Origin of the sequence: Mumia sp. ZJ430 (genome assembly GCF_011751845.1) — a bacterium.
In the GTDB taxonomy this organism is placed as follows: Bacteria; Actinomycetota; Actinomycetes; order Propionibacteriales; family Nocardioidaceae; genus Mumia.
In genome coordinates this window covers 182,484-198,224 of the sequence record NZ_JAAHFK010000003.1, presented here as the reverse complement: position 1 = coordinate 198,224, position 15,741 = coordinate 182,484, and the positions used below count along the sequence as shown (strand labels likewise).

At 71.1% G+C, this 15,741-nt stretch carries 13 protein-coding genes; 8 read left to right on the top strand and 5 right to left on the bottom strand.

Features of this window, described 5'->3' with window-relative positions:
• Positions 1 to 10: 10 nt before the first annotated feature.
• Both HCT63_RS13105 and HCT63_RS13100 read left to right on the top strand, forming a co-directional pair.
• A complete protein-coding gene (locus HCT63_RS13105; RefSeq protein WP_167005486.1) occupies positions 11 to 397 on the top strand; it encodes a nuclear transport factor 2 family protein in 387 nt (128 codons plus the stop codon).
• A 47-nt stretch (positions 398 to 444) separates the two neighbouring features.
• Complete coding sequence (locus HCT63_RS13100; RefSeq protein ID WP_167007099.1) at positions 445 to 885, top strand: Lrp/AsnC family transcriptional regulator; 441 nt, start codon at positions 445 to 447, stop codon at positions 883 to 885.
• A gap of 30 nt (positions 886 to 915) precedes the next feature.
• Here HCT63_RS13100 and HCT63_RS13095 read toward each other — a convergent pair whose 3' ends face one another.
• Genes HCT63_RS13095 through HCT63_RS13085 form a run of 3 tightly spaced genes read right to left on the bottom strand, consistent with a single transcriptional unit; the run spans position 916 to position 2,827 of the window.
• Entirely contained in the window at positions 916 to 1,110 is a 195-nt protein-coding gene (locus HCT63_RS13095) for a PspC domain-containing protein (protein WP_167005483.1), read from the bottom strand.
• Positions 1,107 to 1,463 (bottom strand): hypothetical protein, encoded by a 357-nt coding sequence (locus HCT63_RS13090; protein ID WP_167005480.1) that lies wholly within the window; start codon positions 1,461 to 1,463, stop codon positions 1,107 to 1,109. The genes HCT63_RS13095 and HCT63_RS13090 overlap by 4 nt, the downstream gene beginning before the upstream one ends.
• Entirely contained in the window at positions 1,460 to 2,827 is a 1,368-nt protein-coding gene (locus HCT63_RS13085) for a PspC domain-containing protein (protein ID WP_167005477.1), read from the bottom strand. Before HCT63_RS13085 ends, HCT63_RS13090 begins: the two co-directional genes overlap by 4 nt.
• A 148-nt stretch (positions 2,828 to 2,975) precedes the next feature.
• On the opposite strand from HCT63_RS13085, the gene HCT63_RS13080 reads away from it, so the two are divergent.
• From HCT63_RS13080 to HCT63_RS13065, 4 genes are all read left to right on the top strand, one after another.
• Positions 2,976 to 4,256 carry an ATP-binding protein gene (locus HCT63_RS13080; RefSeq protein WP_167007096.1) on the top strand — a complete coding sequence of 427 codons (1,281 nt, stop codon included), beginning with the start codon at positions 2,976 to 2,978 and terminating at the stop codon, positions 4,254 to 4,256.
• Positions 4,253 to 4,939 (top strand): response regulator transcription factor, encoded by a 687-nt coding sequence (locus HCT63_RS13075; protein ID WP_167005474.1) that lies wholly within the window; start codon positions 4,253 to 4,255, stop codon positions 4,937 to 4,939. The genes HCT63_RS13080 and HCT63_RS13075 overlap by 4 nt, the downstream gene beginning before the upstream one ends.
• Positions 4,940 to 5,038: 99 nt before the next feature.
• Positions 5,039 to 6,376: a protealysin inhibitor emfourin gene (locus HCT63_RS13070; RefSeq protein ID WP_167005471.1), complete on the top strand. Its 1,338-nt coding sequence runs from the start codon at positions 5,039 to 5,041 to the stop codon at positions 6,374 to 6,376.
• 141 nt (positions 6,377 to 6,517) lie between these two features.
• A complete protein-coding gene (locus HCT63_RS13065; RefSeq protein WP_347877947.1) occupies positions 6,518 to 8,452 on the top strand; it encodes a heavy metal translocating P-type ATPase in 1,935 nt (644 codons plus the stop codon).
• Between the two features lie 73 nt (positions 8,453 to 8,525).
• Here HCT63_RS13065 and HCT63_RS13060 read toward each other — a convergent pair whose 3' ends face one another.
• Complete coding sequence (locus HCT63_RS13060) at positions 8,526 to 9,809, bottom strand: fatty acid desaturase (RefSeq protein WP_167005465.1); 1,284 nt, start codon at positions 9,807 to 9,809, stop codon at positions 8,526 to 8,528.
• A 53-nt stretch (positions 9,810 to 9,862) separates the two neighbouring features.
• Positions 9,863 to 10,990, bottom strand: a complete 1,128-nt coding sequence (locus HCT63_RS13055) for an FAD-binding oxidoreductase (RefSeq protein WP_208322432.1) — start codon at positions 10,988 to 10,990, stop codon at positions 9,863 to 9,865.
• Between the two features lie 115 nt (positions 10,991 to 11,105).
• Between HCT63_RS13055 and zwf the strand changes: the two genes are divergently transcribed.
• Together zwf and HCT63_RS13045 are read left to right on the top strand one after the other, a co-directional pair.
• Positions 11,106 to 12,536 carry a glucose-6-phosphate dehydrogenase gene (zwf, locus tag HCT63_RS13050; protein ID WP_167005463.1) on the top strand — a complete coding sequence of 477 codons (1,431 nt, stop codon included), beginning with the start codon at positions 11,106 to 11,108 and terminating at the stop codon, positions 12,534 to 12,536.
• A gap of 25 nt (positions 12,537 to 12,561) precedes the next feature.
• Positions 12,562 to 15,735 (top strand): BTAD domain-containing putative transcriptional regulator, encoded by a 3,174-nt coding sequence (locus tag HCT63_RS13045; protein ID WP_167005460.1) that lies wholly within the window; start codon positions 12,562 to 12,564, stop codon positions 15,733 to 15,735.
• The last annotated feature ends 6 nt before the right edge of the window (positions 15,736 to 15,741 follow it).

The window sequence follows — 15,741 nt, the reverse complement described above, 5'->3', positions numbered from 1 at the left end:
CGCTGGGCCTATGGATGCCGTACAGGTCGTGACAGCGCTCGAGACCCGCATGCAGGCCCGCGACTGGGACGCAGTCGCGGCGCTCGTGCACCCCGAGGCGGTGATCGAGTGGCCCCGGACGGGGGAGACGTTCCTCGGTCCCGCGTACGTCGCGATGAACCGTGACTACCCCGAGGGCTGGTCGATCACCGTGCGTGACGTCGTCGGTGCCGGCGACAGGGCCGCCACCGACCTGGAGGTGACGCAGGAGGGAGTCGACGGCGTGTACGTCGCGGCCGGGTTCTGGACGGTCCGCGACGGGCAGGTCGTCGCGGCCCGCGAGTACTGGTCCGGACCCGACCTCGACGAGGCACCTGAGTGGCGCGCGCCGTACACGTCGGAGGGCGAGCGGCTCTAGGCTTGCTCGCACGTCGTCAGACGTGAGGCGAGGAGGGGGTCGTGCCGATGGACGCGGTCGACCGGGAGATCATCGGGCACCTGATGCGCGACGGGCGAGCAACGTTCTCCGAGATCGGTGCCGGTGTCGGGCTGTCGGCTCCGGCGGTCAAGCGCCGGGTCGACCGGATGCGTGCGAGCGGCCAGATCACCGGCTTCACGACCCTCATCGACCCCGCGGCCCTCGGGTGGACGACCGAGGCGTACGTCGAGATCTACTACGACGGCAACGTGTCGGCCGGCGAGCTCAAACGCAGCCTCGAGCCGATCCCGCAGGTCGTCGGCGCGTGGACCGTCGCCGGCAACCCTGACGCGATCGTGCACGTGATGGCGACGAACATGGCCGAGATCGAGCAGGTCGTCGAGCGGATGCGCGAGCATGCCCGGGTCGAGCGCACGCGGAGCGCGATCGTGATGTCGCGCCTGTTCGAACGTCCGCGTTCACGCTGACCCGGGCACTGCCTGCCTTCCCGAGCGGCGTCAGACGTCCTTGGGCATCAGGAGCCAGGCGACGAGGTAGACGATGATCATCGAGCCGAGCCCGAGCACGGTCAAGACCACGAAGGCCAGCCGGACGACCGTCGGGTCGACGCCGAGGTAGCGCGCGATGCCGCCGCACACCCCCGCGATCCACTGGTCGCTGCTGGTGCGTACGAGCTTCTTGGAGCGGGTCATCGCTTGTCGTCTCCTTCGTCGGAGGGCCCGGTGAGGTCCTCGAGGGTGAGAGTGCGGGTGTCATTGGCGGGGCTTGCGTCGGTGGGGCTTGCGTCGTCAGGGGTGGCGTCGAGCGTGGTGTCGGCCGACGGAGAGACCGCCGTGCGCTGCTCGCGGTTGCGACGGCTCGTCTGGCGCGCCGCGATGAACGTCGCGACGAGCCCCGCCACGCCGAGCAGGACCAGCAGCAGCGGGCCGGCGATCGCGATCGAGACCAGGTCCCAGCCGGCGTACCACATCCCCCACACCGCACCGGCGACGGCGACGAACGTGAGGCTGACCAGGGTCAGCGCGTCGAGCGGATGGCGCTTCATGAGCGGATCACCTCCACCATCCCGATGCGGACGTCGATCTCGAGGTCCAGGTCGGGACGGTCCGTGTTGTCGTGCATGGTGAGCTGGGTGCTGAGGCCGCCCCGTTCGGCACCGAGCGCGGAGATTGCGCCGACACCGACGGAGGAGTCGATCCCGACGTCGAGAGTCGGGGGGACGTACACGCGGACGTTGCCCACGCCGACCTCGATCTCGATGTTCTTCCCGTCGAGCGCCGCCGGGTCTGTGACGCCGGTGAGGTCGACGATCACCTCGCCGAAGCCGATCCCGTACGCGTCCCGGACGGCGGCGGCACTCGTCGGTGTCGCTTCGATGCGGCCGGCGTCCCAGCGTGGCACGGCGACCGACACCGCGAGCACCGCCACGGTGGCGAGCGCAGGGAAGATCAGCGGCCGGGCGTTGCCGAGCACGGTGCCGACGAGCATGCCCGCCGCGAGCGTCGCCAGGGCGACGGCGACGTACACCGAGGTGTGCAGGTCCCCCTGCGTCGCGATGATGGTGACGCCGGTCGCGACGAGCGTCAGCGAGAGCGTGAGGATCGTCAGCAGCCCGCCGTCGTGGCGAGGGTTCGGGCGCTTCGGCGGCTTCGGTGCGGGAGGCGGCGGCCGGTGCGGTGGTGCGGGTGGCCGCGGGAGAGCGGGTGGCACCGGGGCGTACGAGCGGGCGGGCGCGCCGTGTGCGGCGGGCGCCTGCGGGTGTGGGGAAGCGGCTGCGTACGGCGGAGGTGCCTGCCCGTACGGAGGTGCTGCCCCGTACGGAGATGCTGCCCCGTACGGAGGTGCTGCCCCGTACGGTGGCGCCGGCGGCTGCGGCCCAGGTCCGTACGGCGGGACGGGGGGCCGCGGCGCGCTGTGACGCCGGCTGCGCTCCTGGTACTCGCGGAACGCGACCCACGCGACGACCACCACCGCCGCGATCCAGATCGGGCCGAGCGGCCACCCCCATCCCCACGTCCACGTGAGGGCGACCAGCGCAGCCGCGCCGAGGCCGACCAACCGGATCTGCGGCTCGTTGTCTCCCAGACCCAGCCAGCGCTTCAGATAGCTCTCACCCGTCCGCTCGTCGGGCAGCAGGATCCACGCGGCACCGTAGGCGAGCAGACCGCCGAACCCGACGATCGTCAGCACAGCGAAGACGATGCGCGGGATGATCGGGTCGATGCCGAGGTAGCGCCCGATCCCCGCGCACACACCGGCGACGACCCGGCCGTCCTCGGTGCGGCGGATGTCGGTGAGTGCGCCGGAGCTCGGGGGGCGCGGGTCACCCGGCGGGGGTGTCTGGCCCCCGCTGTCGGCGGAGGCGCCTCCCGCGGCGGGAGCGCCGAGGGGTGGGGTCGTGTCGTCCATGTGTCCATCCTGCTGCGCGTCGTCCCTCCGCAGTATGGGTGAGACCCCTGATCCGTACCGGGCCGGCCGCCCGCCGGGCCAGGGTCCGGCAGGGGTCGATCCGGCTGGTCCGCAGCACCGCCAGCGTGTGACGATCGGTAGCGTGACGATGACTGCGACGCCGGTGCGCCGGCTCTACCGCTCCCCGAGCCCGCGCGTGCTCGGCGGGGTCGCGCAGGGACTCGCCGACCATCTCGGTGTCCCTGTGCTGTGGGTGCGCCTCGCGTTCGTCCTGACAACCCTCTTCCAGCTCGCCGGGGTCCTCGCGTACGCGGCGTTCTGGGTCTTCGTCCCGCTCGGCGGCGCTGAGGGCTCGCCCGGTCTCGCCAGCGCGACGCGGCGCGGGCTGCGCAGCGACGAGGAGGACGAGGCGCAGTCCAACCGCAGCACGCTGCAGACCGCCGCCCTCGTCGTGCTGGGCGTCGGGATGGTCTTCATCGTCGTCGGCAGCGATCGCGTGGGGAGCCTGCTCTTCCCCGCCGTCCTGGCGATCACCGGCTTCGCCCTGATCTGGCGCCAGGCCGACGACCGGTCGCTGCGCCGCTGGGTCCGGGAGACGTCGGGATGGCAGGCGGTCCTGAGGACCGCCGCGGGCACGCTGCTGGTCCTCATCGCGTACGGCGTCTTCGTCGCCCAGCTCGGGGGCGGGCTGGAGTCCGCGGCTCAGCTGCTGGGCGCGCTCGTGGTGGCTGTCGCGGGAGCGGGCCTGCTTCTCGGGCCGTGGATCGTCCGCCTCCTCGCGACGCTGGGAGAGGAGCGGCGTGAGCGGGTGCGGTCGCAGGAGCGTGCCGACGTCGCCGCTCACCTGCACGACTCGGTGCTCCAGACCCTCGCGCTGCTCCAGAAGAACGCGAACGACCCGGCACAGGTCGCGACGCTGGCCCGACGGCAGGAGCGCGAGCTGCGCGACTGGCTGTACGGGGAGCCTGCCGACGACGGCACGACGCTCCGCAAGGGTCTGGTGGCCGACGCGACCGAGATCGAGACGGCATACCGGATCCCGATCGAGGTGGTGGGCGTCGGCGATGCCGAGCCCGACCCCGACGTCGACGCGCTGCGTGCCGCCGCCCGCGAGGCGATGACCAACGCCGTCAAGCACTCGGGCGCGGACCGCATCGACGTCTACGTCGAGGTGAGCGGGACGGCGGCGGAGGTGTTTGTCCGTGACCGCGGCCACGGCTTTGACCCGGCCCAGGTGCCCGAGGACCGGCTGGGGATCCGTCGCTCGCTGGTCGCGAGGATGGAGCGGCACGGTGGGACCGCCGTCGTACGCTCAAGCCCGGGGGACGGCACTGAGGTGCGGCTGGCGCTGCCCCTCGTACGCGACCGGTCGCCGAACGGCGGACGTGACGGTGCGCCCGAGGGCGCGGACGGAGGAGCAGACACGTGAGCAGCACCCCGAGTCAGACCGGTGGTACGGGCGCGGCAGGCGGGCGTGACCTGACGGTCCTGCTCGTCGACGACCACGCGATGTTCAGGACCGGCGTGCGCGCCGAGCTCGGCAGCGCGGTGCGGATCGTCGCGGAGGCCGGTGACGTCGACGAGGCGATCGCCGCGGTCGAGACGTACCAGCCCGCGGTCGTGCTCCTCGACGTGCATCTTCCGGGCGGTGGAGGAGCGGAGGTCCTCCGACGCGTGGCGACGCGTCACCCGGAGACGAAGTTCCTCGCGCTGTCGGTCAGTGACGCTGCCGAGGACGTGATCGGCGTGATCCGGGCCGGTGCGCGCGGCTACGTCACCAAGAACATCACCGGTGACGAGCTGATCGACGCGATCCGGCGGGTCGCGGGCGGCGACGCGGTGTTCTCCCCACGGCTGGCCGGATTCGTGCTGGACGCGTTCGCCGGGACGATCGAGGTCGCGCAGGTCGACTCCGATCTTGACCGGCTCACCGAGCGCGAGCGCGAGGTGATGCGTCTGATCGCGCGCGGCTACGCCTACAAGGAGGTCGCGAAGGAGCTGTTCATCTCGGTGAAGACCGTCGAGACCCACGTGTCGTCCGTGCTGCGCAAGCTCCAGCTGTCGAGCCGTCACGAGTTGACGCGATGGGCGAACGACCGTCGCCTGATCTGAGGGGTCTCGACAGGCTCGACCGGCGGCGGGGCGGCTCGACCGGCGGCGGGGCGGCTCGACCGGCTCGCCGGTGTCGGTGGCGCGCGGTACGACTGGGGGATGAGCTGCACCTTCGTCCCGCCCTACCTGCTCGCCCACATCGCCGAGGCGACCGGCCGCGTCGACGTGTCCCGGTGCTGTGCGCAGACGCGTGCGCTCGACGCCGACCTTCGCGAGCGCCGCCGTACCGCGTCCGTGACCGACCTCGACGTGCCGGTCGACGCCGACGGCACCAAGACGATCTTCACCGCCGCGGGCACGACCCGGCTCCCGGGCGACAAAGCGCGCGGCGACGACGAGCCGCCGACCGGCGACCTCGCGGTCGACGAGGCGTACGACAACACCGGCGTCATCCACACGTTGTTCGCCACGCAGTTCGGGCGGGACGGCATCGACGGCGCCGGCAGTCCGGTCACGGTGACGGTCCACTACGGCCAGCGCTACGACAACGCCTTCTGGGACGGACAGCAGCTCGTCTTCGGCGACGGCGACGGCGAGGTGTTCGAGCGGTTCACCAAACCGCCCGACGTGCTCTTCCACGAGTTCGTCCACGGCGTCACGCAGTTCACCGCCGACCTCGTCTATGCCGACCAGTCGGGGGCGCTGAACGAGTCCATGTCCGACTGCTTCGCAGCGCTGGCCAAGCAGCAGGCGCTCGGGCAGAGCGCGGAGCAGGCCGACTGGCTGATCGGGGAGGGATTGTTCGTCGCGGGCATCGACGCCGTCGCGCTGCGATCGATGCGCGAGCCGGGGACGGCGTACGACGACCCGCTGCTCGGCAAGGACCCGCAGGTCGGGTCGATGCGGGACTACGTCGAGACCCAGGCTGACAACGGGGGAGTCCATATCAACTCGGGCATCCCCAACCGCGCGTTCGCGCTGGCGGCGCTCGCCCTCGGCGGCAACAGCTGGGAGGTGCCCGGACAGATCTGGTACGCGGCGCTGAGCGGCGGTTCGGTGGGTTCGCGGACCGGCTTTGCGGGGTTCGGGTCAGCCACGGTCGAGGCGGCCGAGCGGTTGTTCGGTGCGCGCGAGGCGCAGCTGGTCCGCGAGGCGTGGGCTGAGGTGGGGGTGGTGCCGGGCGTGGATGCCCCATCGCGGGAGCCGGCCGGGTTCCCGACGGGCACGGTGCGGGTCCAGCGGTCCGGTGGGTTCGCCGGCCTGGTGCGCGAGGGCGTCCTCGACCTCGACGACGGCGAGGTCGGGGCCGAGGTTGCCGCCCTGCTCGGCCGTACGGACCTCGCGTCTATCAGTGACGTGCGGGCCGATCCGGACCGGTTTATCTACACGTTCGCGTACGGCGACGAGGAGGTCACGGTGCCCGAGGTCGCCTTGACGCCCGAGCTGTCGCGGGTCGCCTCTCTCGTCCTCGGCGAGGGCTTGCCTTATACCCCCTAGGGGTATACCTTCGAGATCATGACCACTCACGACCACCACACGCACGAGACGGTGCCCGCCCACGACGGGCACGGCGGGCACGGGCACGCGCACGGCGGGCACGGTGACCACGTGGCCCAGTTCCGGCGGCTCTTCTGGATCATGCTGGGTCTCGCCGTCCCTGTGGTGCTCTGCTCGGCGATGTTCGCCGCGATCATCGGCTACGACCTCCCAGGCGCCAGCTGGGTCGAGTGGGTCTCGCCGGTGCTCGGCACCGTCATGTACGTGTGGGGCGGCAGGCCGTTCCTGACCGGCGCCGTCAGCGAGATCCGGTCGCGTCAGCCCGGGATGATGCTGCTCATCGGGCTCGCGATCACCGTCGCCTTCGTGTCGTCCTGGGGCGCGAGCCTCGGGCTCCTCCATCACGAGCTCGACTTCTGGTGGGAGCTCGCGCTGCTGATCGTGATCATGCTGCTCGGTCACTGGATCGAGATGCGGTCGCTGGCTCAGACCACCTCGGCGCTGGACTCGCTCGCGGCGCTGCTGCCCGACGAGGCGGAGCGGGTGGAGGGCGACGAGGTGGTGACGGTCGCGCCGTCCGCCCTGCAGGTCGGTGACCTCGTCGTCGTCCGCCCCGGCGCGAGCGTGCCGGCTGACGGGGTCGTGACGGAGGGGGCCGCCGACGTCGACGAGTCGATGGTGACGGGCGAGTCGCGTCCGGTGCGTCGTACGGTCGGAGACGGCGTCGTCGCCGGGACGGTCGCGACGGACTCGGGTCTTCGGGTCCGCGTGAGCGCGGTCGGCGACGACACCGCGCTGGCAGGCATCCAGCGGCTGGTCGCCGACGCGCAGAGCTCGTCGTCACGGGCCCAGCGGATCGCCGACACCGCCGCCGCGTGGCTGTTCTGGTTCGCGCTCGGCTCTGCGGCGATCACAGCGGTGGTGTGGTCGCTCATCGGGCAGCCCGACGAGGCCGTGATCCGCACCATCACGGTGCTCGTGATCGCGTGCCCCCACGCCCTCGGCCTCGCGATCCCGCTGGTCGTCTCGATCGCGACCGAGCGCGCCGCCCGCGGCGGGGTGCTCGTGAAGGACCGGCTGGCCCTGGAGAGCATGCGGACGGTCGACACCGTGCTGTTCGACAAGACCGGCACCCTGACCAAGGGGGAGCCTGCCGTCAGCGCCGTCGAGCCTGCGGCGGGGGAGGACGCTGATCGCGTGCTCGCGCTCGCGGCTGCGGCCGAGTCCGATAGCGAGCACCCGCTGGCCAAGGCGATCGTGGAGGCCGCACGGCAACGTGGGTTGACGGTGCCTGAGGCCTCGGGGTTCTCGTCGTCACCGGCGGTCGGCGTCTCGGCGACCGTCGACGGCCACCGCGTCCAGGTGGGCGGGCCGGCGCTCCTCGCGCAGGAGCACGCCAACGAGCTCCCGGTCGCCGACACGTGGCGTGCCGAGGGCGCGATCATCCTCCACGTGGTCGTCGACGGCCGGCCGGCAGGGGCGTTGTCGCTCGCCGACGAGGTGCGCCAGGAGTCGCGTGAGGCCGTCGACGCGCTCCACCGGCTCGGTGTGCAGGTCGTGATGATCACCGGTGACGCCGAAGCGGTCGCGCGCGCGGTCGGTGACGAGCTCGGCATCGACCGTGTCTTCGCCGGAGTGCGCCCGGAGGACAAGGCCGCGTCGGTCGCGTCGCTGCAGGACGAGGGTCGCAAGGTCGCGATGGTCGGCGACGGCGTCAACGATGCGCCGGCACTCGCGCAGGCCGACGTCGGCATCGCGATCGGTGCCGGCACGGACGTCGCGATCGCGTCGGCCGGGGTGATCCTGGCCAGCGACGACCCGCGTTCGGTGCTGTCGGTGCGCGAGCTGTCACGCGCCAGCTATCGCAAGATGAAGCAGAACCTCTGGTGGGCCGCGGGCTACAACCTGATCTCCGTCCCGCTCGCGGCGGGCGTGCTCGCGCCGGTCGGGTTCGTGCTCCCGATGTCGGTGGGAGCGATCCTCATGTCGGCGTCCACGGTCATCGTCGCGCTCAACGCTCAGACGCTGCGCCGGCTCGACCTCAGCCCGGAGGCCTCCGTACGCGCTGTCCGCTGACGAACGATGAGGGGTTCCGCCCAGCCAGTGGGCGGAACCCCTCCTCATCGGTCAAGCGATGCGGGCAGGAACCTCAGGCGTTCGCCATCGCCTCGCGGGCAGCCTTCTCGGCCTCACGCTTCTCGCGGCGAAGTGCCTTCGACTCCGGAGAGTTGCCGACCTTGTACGGGTCGGACGGCTTCTTGCCGAGCGCGGCCAGCTGGATCGCGACGCTGCCGATCTGCTTCGAGAGGCGGCCGGTGTTGTAGCGCAGCCCGTACTTCTCGACCAGACGGTGCACGTCCTTCGCGACCTCCGGGTAGCGGCGGGCCGGGATGTCGGGGAAGAGATGGTGCTCGATCTGGTACGACAGGTTGCCCGTCAGCACGTGGAAGACCGGGGTGCCGGTGATGTTGGCCGAGCCCAGGAGCTGGCGCAGGTACCACTGGCCGCGGGTCTCGTTGAGCGCGTCTTCCTCCCTGAAGGTCTCGACCTCCGCGGGGAAGTGGCCGCAGAAGATGATGATGAACGTCCAGATGTTGCGGATGATGTTGGCGACGACGTTGCCGCCCAGGACCGCGAGCGGCACCCACCACGAGGTGAACGGCACCAGCGCGACCGAGGCCAGCGGGAACGCGACGTAGTCCTTGACGACCTGGCGGCGGACCTTCTGCCAGGCGCGCTTCTTACGGGCCTTGAACTCGGACTTGCTCATGCGTCCGCCGAGGTACTCGTCCAGCTCGATGCCGTGGTACATCACACCCCACTCGAAGAAGAGCATCAGCATGGTCGCCAGCGGCAGGTTGAAGCGGTGGCTCGGGTACCACGGCTGCTCCTCGTCGATCCGGAACATGTTGTAGCCGATGTCCCGGTCCATGCCGTGGATGTTCGTGTACGTGTGGTGGATGTAGTTGTGGCCGTGCTTCCAGTCCTCAGCGGGCGCCACGTTGTCCCACTCATACTTCTTGCCGTCGACGACCGGATCGTTCATCCAGTCGTACTGGCCGTGCATCACGTTGTGCCCGATCTCCATGTTCTCGAGGATCTTGGAGATGCCGAGGCAGAGGATTCCGACGACGAACACCGGCGGGAAGAACGGCATGAAGATGCCGATCCGGCCGAGCACGTCGAAGATCCGCTGAGCCTTCATGACGCGCCGGATGTAGTTGGCGTCCTTCTGGCCGAGGTCGTCGAGGACCCGCTGGCGGACCGTATCGAGCTCCTGGCCGAACTCCTCGAGCTGCTCGTACGTCATGAGGTCGAGGCCGATCGTCGCGCGCGTGGTGGTGTCCTCGCCAACGAGCGGGACGGGCGCCTTGTTGTGGTTCGACGCGCTGAGCGGCTCGATCGGCGCGTGCTTCTTGCGGTAGTGGGACATGCTCTCCTCCGGTGATTGAGCTTGTTCGTCCTGAGCCTGTCGAAGGGTCGAAATCAGAGGGCGACGTTGACGTCGCCGACAGGGACTTGGACGCAGATCTTGATGGTCTCGTCGGTGCTGGCCGTGATCTCGCCGCTGATGACGTGGCGTACGGCGCCGTGGTTCTTCTTGAGGGCGCAGGTGTTGCAGACGCCCATGCGGCAGCCGTACGCGGGTTTCAGTCCCGCGGCTTCCGCCTGCTCGAGGATGGTCGTGCCGGAGTTGTCGGCGGCGATGCCGGAGTCCTCGAAGGTGAGGGTGCCGGTGGCGTCGGCGGCGGCGAGGTCGACGGTGGGGACCTTGAAGTACTCCATCCGCAGCTGGTCGGCGGCGTCCAGCTCGTCGTACGCGTCGCGAACCGTGGCGATGAGGCCGGCCGGGCCGCAGACGTACGACAGCGTGCTCGCGGCGTCGACGCCGAGGTGCTTGAGGTGCTCGACGGTGAAGCGGCCGGCGAGCTCGGCGCCCTCGACGGGCTCGCGGGTGTAGATGCGGACGACCGTCGCGAAGTCGAGCGAGGTGTCGAGCTCGTCGAGCTCGTCGGAGAACATCTCGTCGTCCCGGCTGCGGGCGTAGTGCAAGAACGTGACCCGGCCGCGATGGCCGGTGTCGCGCAGGGTGCGCAGCATCGACATCACCGGCGTGATGCCGCTGCCGCCGGACAGGAGCAGCAGGTCGTCGGGGACGCTGTCGGGGAGGACGAAGTCGCCGTCGGCCTGCGAGAGGTGGACGAGCGTGCGCGGGCAGAGCTCGTGGTGGAGGTACTGGGAGACGTAGCCGTCGGGGTGCGCCTTAACGGAGACGCTGAAGAGGCCGTCCTTGCGCTGTGTCGAGCTCGACACCGAGAACACCCGGACGCGGCGCTTGCCGTCGACCTCCACGCCGAACTCGACGTGCTGCCCGGGCTTGAAACCCCGCCACGTGCCATTGGGCCGCAGCACGACCGTGCTCGCGACACCGGTCTCGCGGATCACCTCGACGACGCGAGCGCGCACGTGGTGGACGGCCAGCATGGGGTGCACCTGGTCGAGGTAGTGGTCGACCGTGTGGGGGGAGGTGAAGGCGGCGACCGGTCGCGAGGCGAGTGCCTTGCGGACGATTCCCATGAACGCTCCGTACGGGTTGAGTGAACGTCTGTGCACCCACAACCTACGCAACCGTAGGTTGTGGGTGCAAGGCGGCACGACTGTGAGCCAGATCACTGTGCCCGTCAGGCTCGCCCCACCACCGGCGTCCTGTCGCACTACGCTGAACCGCATGGAGTCGCAGCCGTACGTCATCGTGCTCTTCGGGGCGACCGGGGACCTCGCACGCCGCAAGCTGCTCCCGGGGCTGCTCCACCTCTGGCAGGCTGGCCTGCTCCCGAACGCGCGGATCGTCGGCACCTCTCTCGACGAGATGGACCTCGACAAGTTCCGTACGCTCGCCCGTGACGCCGTCGATGAGTTCAGCAAGCCCTCGCCGACGGATGAGGCGTGGGCCGACTTCGCGGCCCTGCTGCGCTGGGCGCCCGGCGACGGTGGCGCGGACACGCTCGCGACGGTCGTCCACCGGGCGGAGGCCGAGGTCGGAGGGCAGCCGCAGCTCCTGCACTACCTGAGCGTGCCTCCCAAGGCGGCGCTGGCGGTCGTCCACGAGATCGACGAGGCGGGCCTGGCGGCACGCTCGCGGATCATCATGGAGAAGCCGTTCGGCACTGACCTGGCGTCGGCGCGTCGTCTCAACGCCGCCCTGCACGAGGTGTTCCGCGAGGACCAGATCTTCCGCATCGACCACTTCCTGGGCAAGGAAGCGGCGCAGAACATCCTCGCCTTCCGCTTCGCCAACGGACTCTTCGAGCCCATCTGGAACCGCAACCACATCGACCACGTCCAGATCGACGTGCCCGAGACCCTCGGCCTGGGCGGGCGCATCGGCTTCTACGAGCAGACGGGCGCCTACAAGGACATGGTCGTCACGCACCTCTTCCAGGTGCTGGGCTTCGTCGCGATGGAGCCGCCGACCGCGCTCGCCCCTTACGCGATCACGGAGGAGAAGAACAAAGTCTTCCGTTCGATGCTGCCGATCGAGCCCGCCGACGTCGTCCGCGGTCAGTACGCCGGTTACCGCGAGGAGCCCGACGTCTTCGACGACTCCGACACCGAGACGTTCATCGCGCTGCGCTGCTGGATCGACAACTGGCGGTGGGCCGGCGTGCCGTTCTACCTCCGTACGGGCAAGAAGCTCGCCGAGGGCGCGCGGATCATCTCGATCGCGTTCCGCGAGCCGCCGAAGAGCATGTTCCCCGAGGGGTCGGGCGTCGGCGCGCAGGGCCCGGACCACCTGACGTTCGACCTCGCTGATCGTGCCCGGCTGTCGCTGTCGTTCTACGGCAAGAAGCCCGGGCACGGGATGCGCATGGACAAGTACTCGATGCAGTTCTCGTTCCACGAGGATCCGGGCGCGGTGTCGGCGCTCGAGGCGTACGAGCGGCTGATCTACGACGCGATGCGCGGCGACCACACGCTGTTCACCACCGCCGACGGCATTGAGCGGCTGTGGGGCCTCTCGCAGCAGCTGCTCGACCACCCGCCGCCCGTACGGGTCTATCCGGCCGGGTCCTGGGGACCGAACGCGATCCACCAGCTGATCGCGCCGCACGCGTGGCGGTTGCCGTTCGAGCGGCCCTGGCGGGAGAAGAAGGTCTAACGGCGCCGGGTGCAGGATGGACCTCGTGCAGGTTCAGCTTCTCGGCCCGGTCACGGTCGTCCTCGACGGTGAGCGGGTCGATCTCGGGGGGCCGCGCAACCGCGCGCTCGTCGCCCGGCTCGCCCTCGCAGCGCCCCACCCGGTCGCGACGCAGGTCCTCGTCGACGACCTCTGGGGCGACACGCCTCCACGCCACGCGCACAACGCGCTGCAGTCCGTCGTCTCGCGCGCCCGGGCCCGGCTGCCGGAGGGCGCACTGGCCTCGAACGGGACGGGCTATCGCCTCGCCGTGGTCGCGGAGGACGTCGACGCCTACCGGTTCGATCGTCTCGCCCGTGCAGGGCGGGGGCGCGAGGCGCTGGCGGTGTGGACCGGGCGTGCGCTCGAAGGGCTCGAGGACGTGCCGTTCGCAGGCCCGGCGGCGGCCGCGCTCGAAGAGCGCAGGCTCGCCGTCCACGAGGAGAGTCTCGAGTCGGAGGTCACGAGCGGTCGGTACGACGCGGCGGGCGTCGTCGCCGAGCTGACGGCGCTCGTCGACGCCCACCCGTACCGGGAGCGGCTCTGGACGGCGCTCATGCGGGTGCTCGCCGCGACCGGCCGCACCGCCGACGCGCTCGCGGCGTACGAGCGGATGCGTACCGGTCTGGTCGACGACCTGGGGCTGGACCCGTCCCCTGCGGCACGGGAGCTCCATCGCGCCATGCTCGCCGGCGACGTCACCGGGCCTGCGCCGGCGGCGACCCGCGTACGGACGAACCTGCGGACCGCCTTGACCAGCTTCGTCGGACGTGACGCGGCTGTCGCCGAGCTCGCGCAGCTCGTTGCGTCGCACCGCCTCGTCACCCTCGTCGGGCCCGGGGGAGCCGGCAAGACCCGCCTCGCGGTCGAGACGGCGACAGGGATCGCCTCGGCCTACCCCGACGGCACCTGGATGGTCGAACTCGCCTCCGTGACCGATCCTGCCGACATCCTCGACGCCCTGGTCGGTGCGCTCGACCTCCGCGAGGTGGTCGTGCTCGACCGGCCGACCGAGCGGCGCGGTGACGACCGCACGCGTCTGGTCGAGGCGTTGGCGGGACGGCGCGTGGTGCTTGTCGCCGACAACTGCGAGCACCTCGTCGCGGACGTCGCTGTCATCGTGGAGGTCCTCCTCCAGGCGTTGCCGGAGCTGCGGGTGATCGCGACCAGCCGAGAGCCGCTCGACCTGCTGGGCGAGGTCGTGCTCCCGGTGGTCTCGCTCGACGTCCCCGGGGGCGAGTCCACTCCACGCGAGGCGCTGGAGCACAGCGCGGTCGACCTGTTCGTCCAGCGCGCGCAGGCGGCGTGCCCGGGGTTCGTGCTCGACGACGCGACGCTGCCGGCGGCGCTCGAGATCTGCCGACGCCTCGACGGGCAGCCGCTCGCGCTCGAGCTCGCTGCCGCCCGGCTGCGCAGCCTCACCGCGCCGCAGATCGCCGCAAGACTCGGCGACCGGTTCCGGCTGCTCACCGGCGGAAGCCGTACGGCACTGCCCCGGCACCGGACGTTGCGGGCGGTCGTCGAGTGGAGCTGGGACCTCCTCGACGAGGACGAGCGCAGGCTCGCCGAACGGCTTGCGGTCTTCCCTGCAGGCATCTCCGTCCCTGCCGCGGCCGCGATCGCCGGGACAGATGCGGCCAGCGCCCTCGACCTGCTCACGGCCCTCGCCGACAAGTCGCTCCTTACCCCCGTCGCGGACAACCTCGGCGAACCGCGGTTCCGGATGCTGGAGACGCTGCGGGAGTACGGCGCCGACCGCCTCGTGGAACGCGGCGTGGCCGACGGCGTCCGGCGTGACCACCTCGCGTACTTCCGCCGCCTCGCCCACGACCTGGAGCCGCAGCTGCGCCGGGCCGACCAGCTCGACGCGCTCGCGGTCCTCGACGACGAGCGCGGCAACCTCCTCACCGCGTTGGCGTACGCCGTCGACACCGGGGACGGCGAGTCTGCGGCCTGGCTCACGGCCGACCTCGCGTGGTACTTCTCGCTGCGCGGCCAGCACGACGAGATCGCCGAGCTCGCCGGTCGCGTGCTCGCGATGCACGGGACGTTGCCGGCCACGCCGGAGCTGGTGTGCGTGGCGATGCGTCTCGTCGCCGTGCTGGACGAGCCGGCGCCGACGAGCGACCGCGTCGCTCTGTCGGAGCGGATCGCTGAGCTGCGGCGCGACCCGGAGCTGGACCGCGAGTCGCCGACCATCACCCTCATCCTGCTCACGGACGATCTGTTCGCGCGGTTCGGGTCCGGTGCGGATGCGGGCAGGTGCGACGTGGGCGGCGTCGACCTGTCCGCAGGGCTCGAGCACCCGGACCCGTGGGTGCGCTCGGCCACGCGGTTTCTCAGGCTCGCCTGGCAGGACAATGCCGGCGCCGCCACCGCCGGTGACCACGACGACCTCGCCGACGCGCTCGACGGGTTCCGTGAGGTCGGCGACCGCTGGGGGCAGGCGATGGGGGAGTCCACCGTCGCTTCGGCGTACGAGCGTGCGGGACGCTTCGGCGACGCGCGAACTCACCTGCACGCGGCCGCCGCACTGATGAGTGCGCTCGGCGCGGACCGCGACGCGCTCCAGCTTCGGACGCGCCGAGCCGCCCTGTCGCTCATCCTCGCGCACGCGCCCGACGAGGTGGAAGCGCTCCGGCGCGAGCTGGAGGATGCCGCGCAGGAGGCGAGACGGGCGGGCTATCGCGACACCGAGCTGTACGCGCGCGTGGCTCAGGTGGAGCTCGAGCGCTGCGGCGGGGACCCTGAGACCGCGCGGCGCCTCGCGACCACGTTGGTCGCCCAGGTCGACGCCGTACCGTTCCAGGCCCCGCAGTTCCGCGCGATCGTCCTCAGCACCGCGGTGATCGCGGTCCTGCCGTACGACGAGGCTCTCTCACGCACGTGGCTCGGTCGCGCTGCCGCAGAAGCCCGGCGCTCGCACGACATGCCGATCGCTGCGATCGTGGCGACAGCGGCGGCGGTGCTCACCGCGCACGGCGGACGCCACGAGCTCGCCGCACGCCAGCTTGGTGCGGCGCGTCAGATCCGTGGCGCCGAGGACCTCGGCAACGTCACTGCGGCCAGGCTCGCCCCGGAGCTGATCGCCGCTCTCGGCCACGATCGTTACGAAGCGGCGTTCGCCGAGGGCGCCGCGCTCTCACGCGACGACGCCCTCGACCTCGCCCTGCCGGAGTGAGCCGAA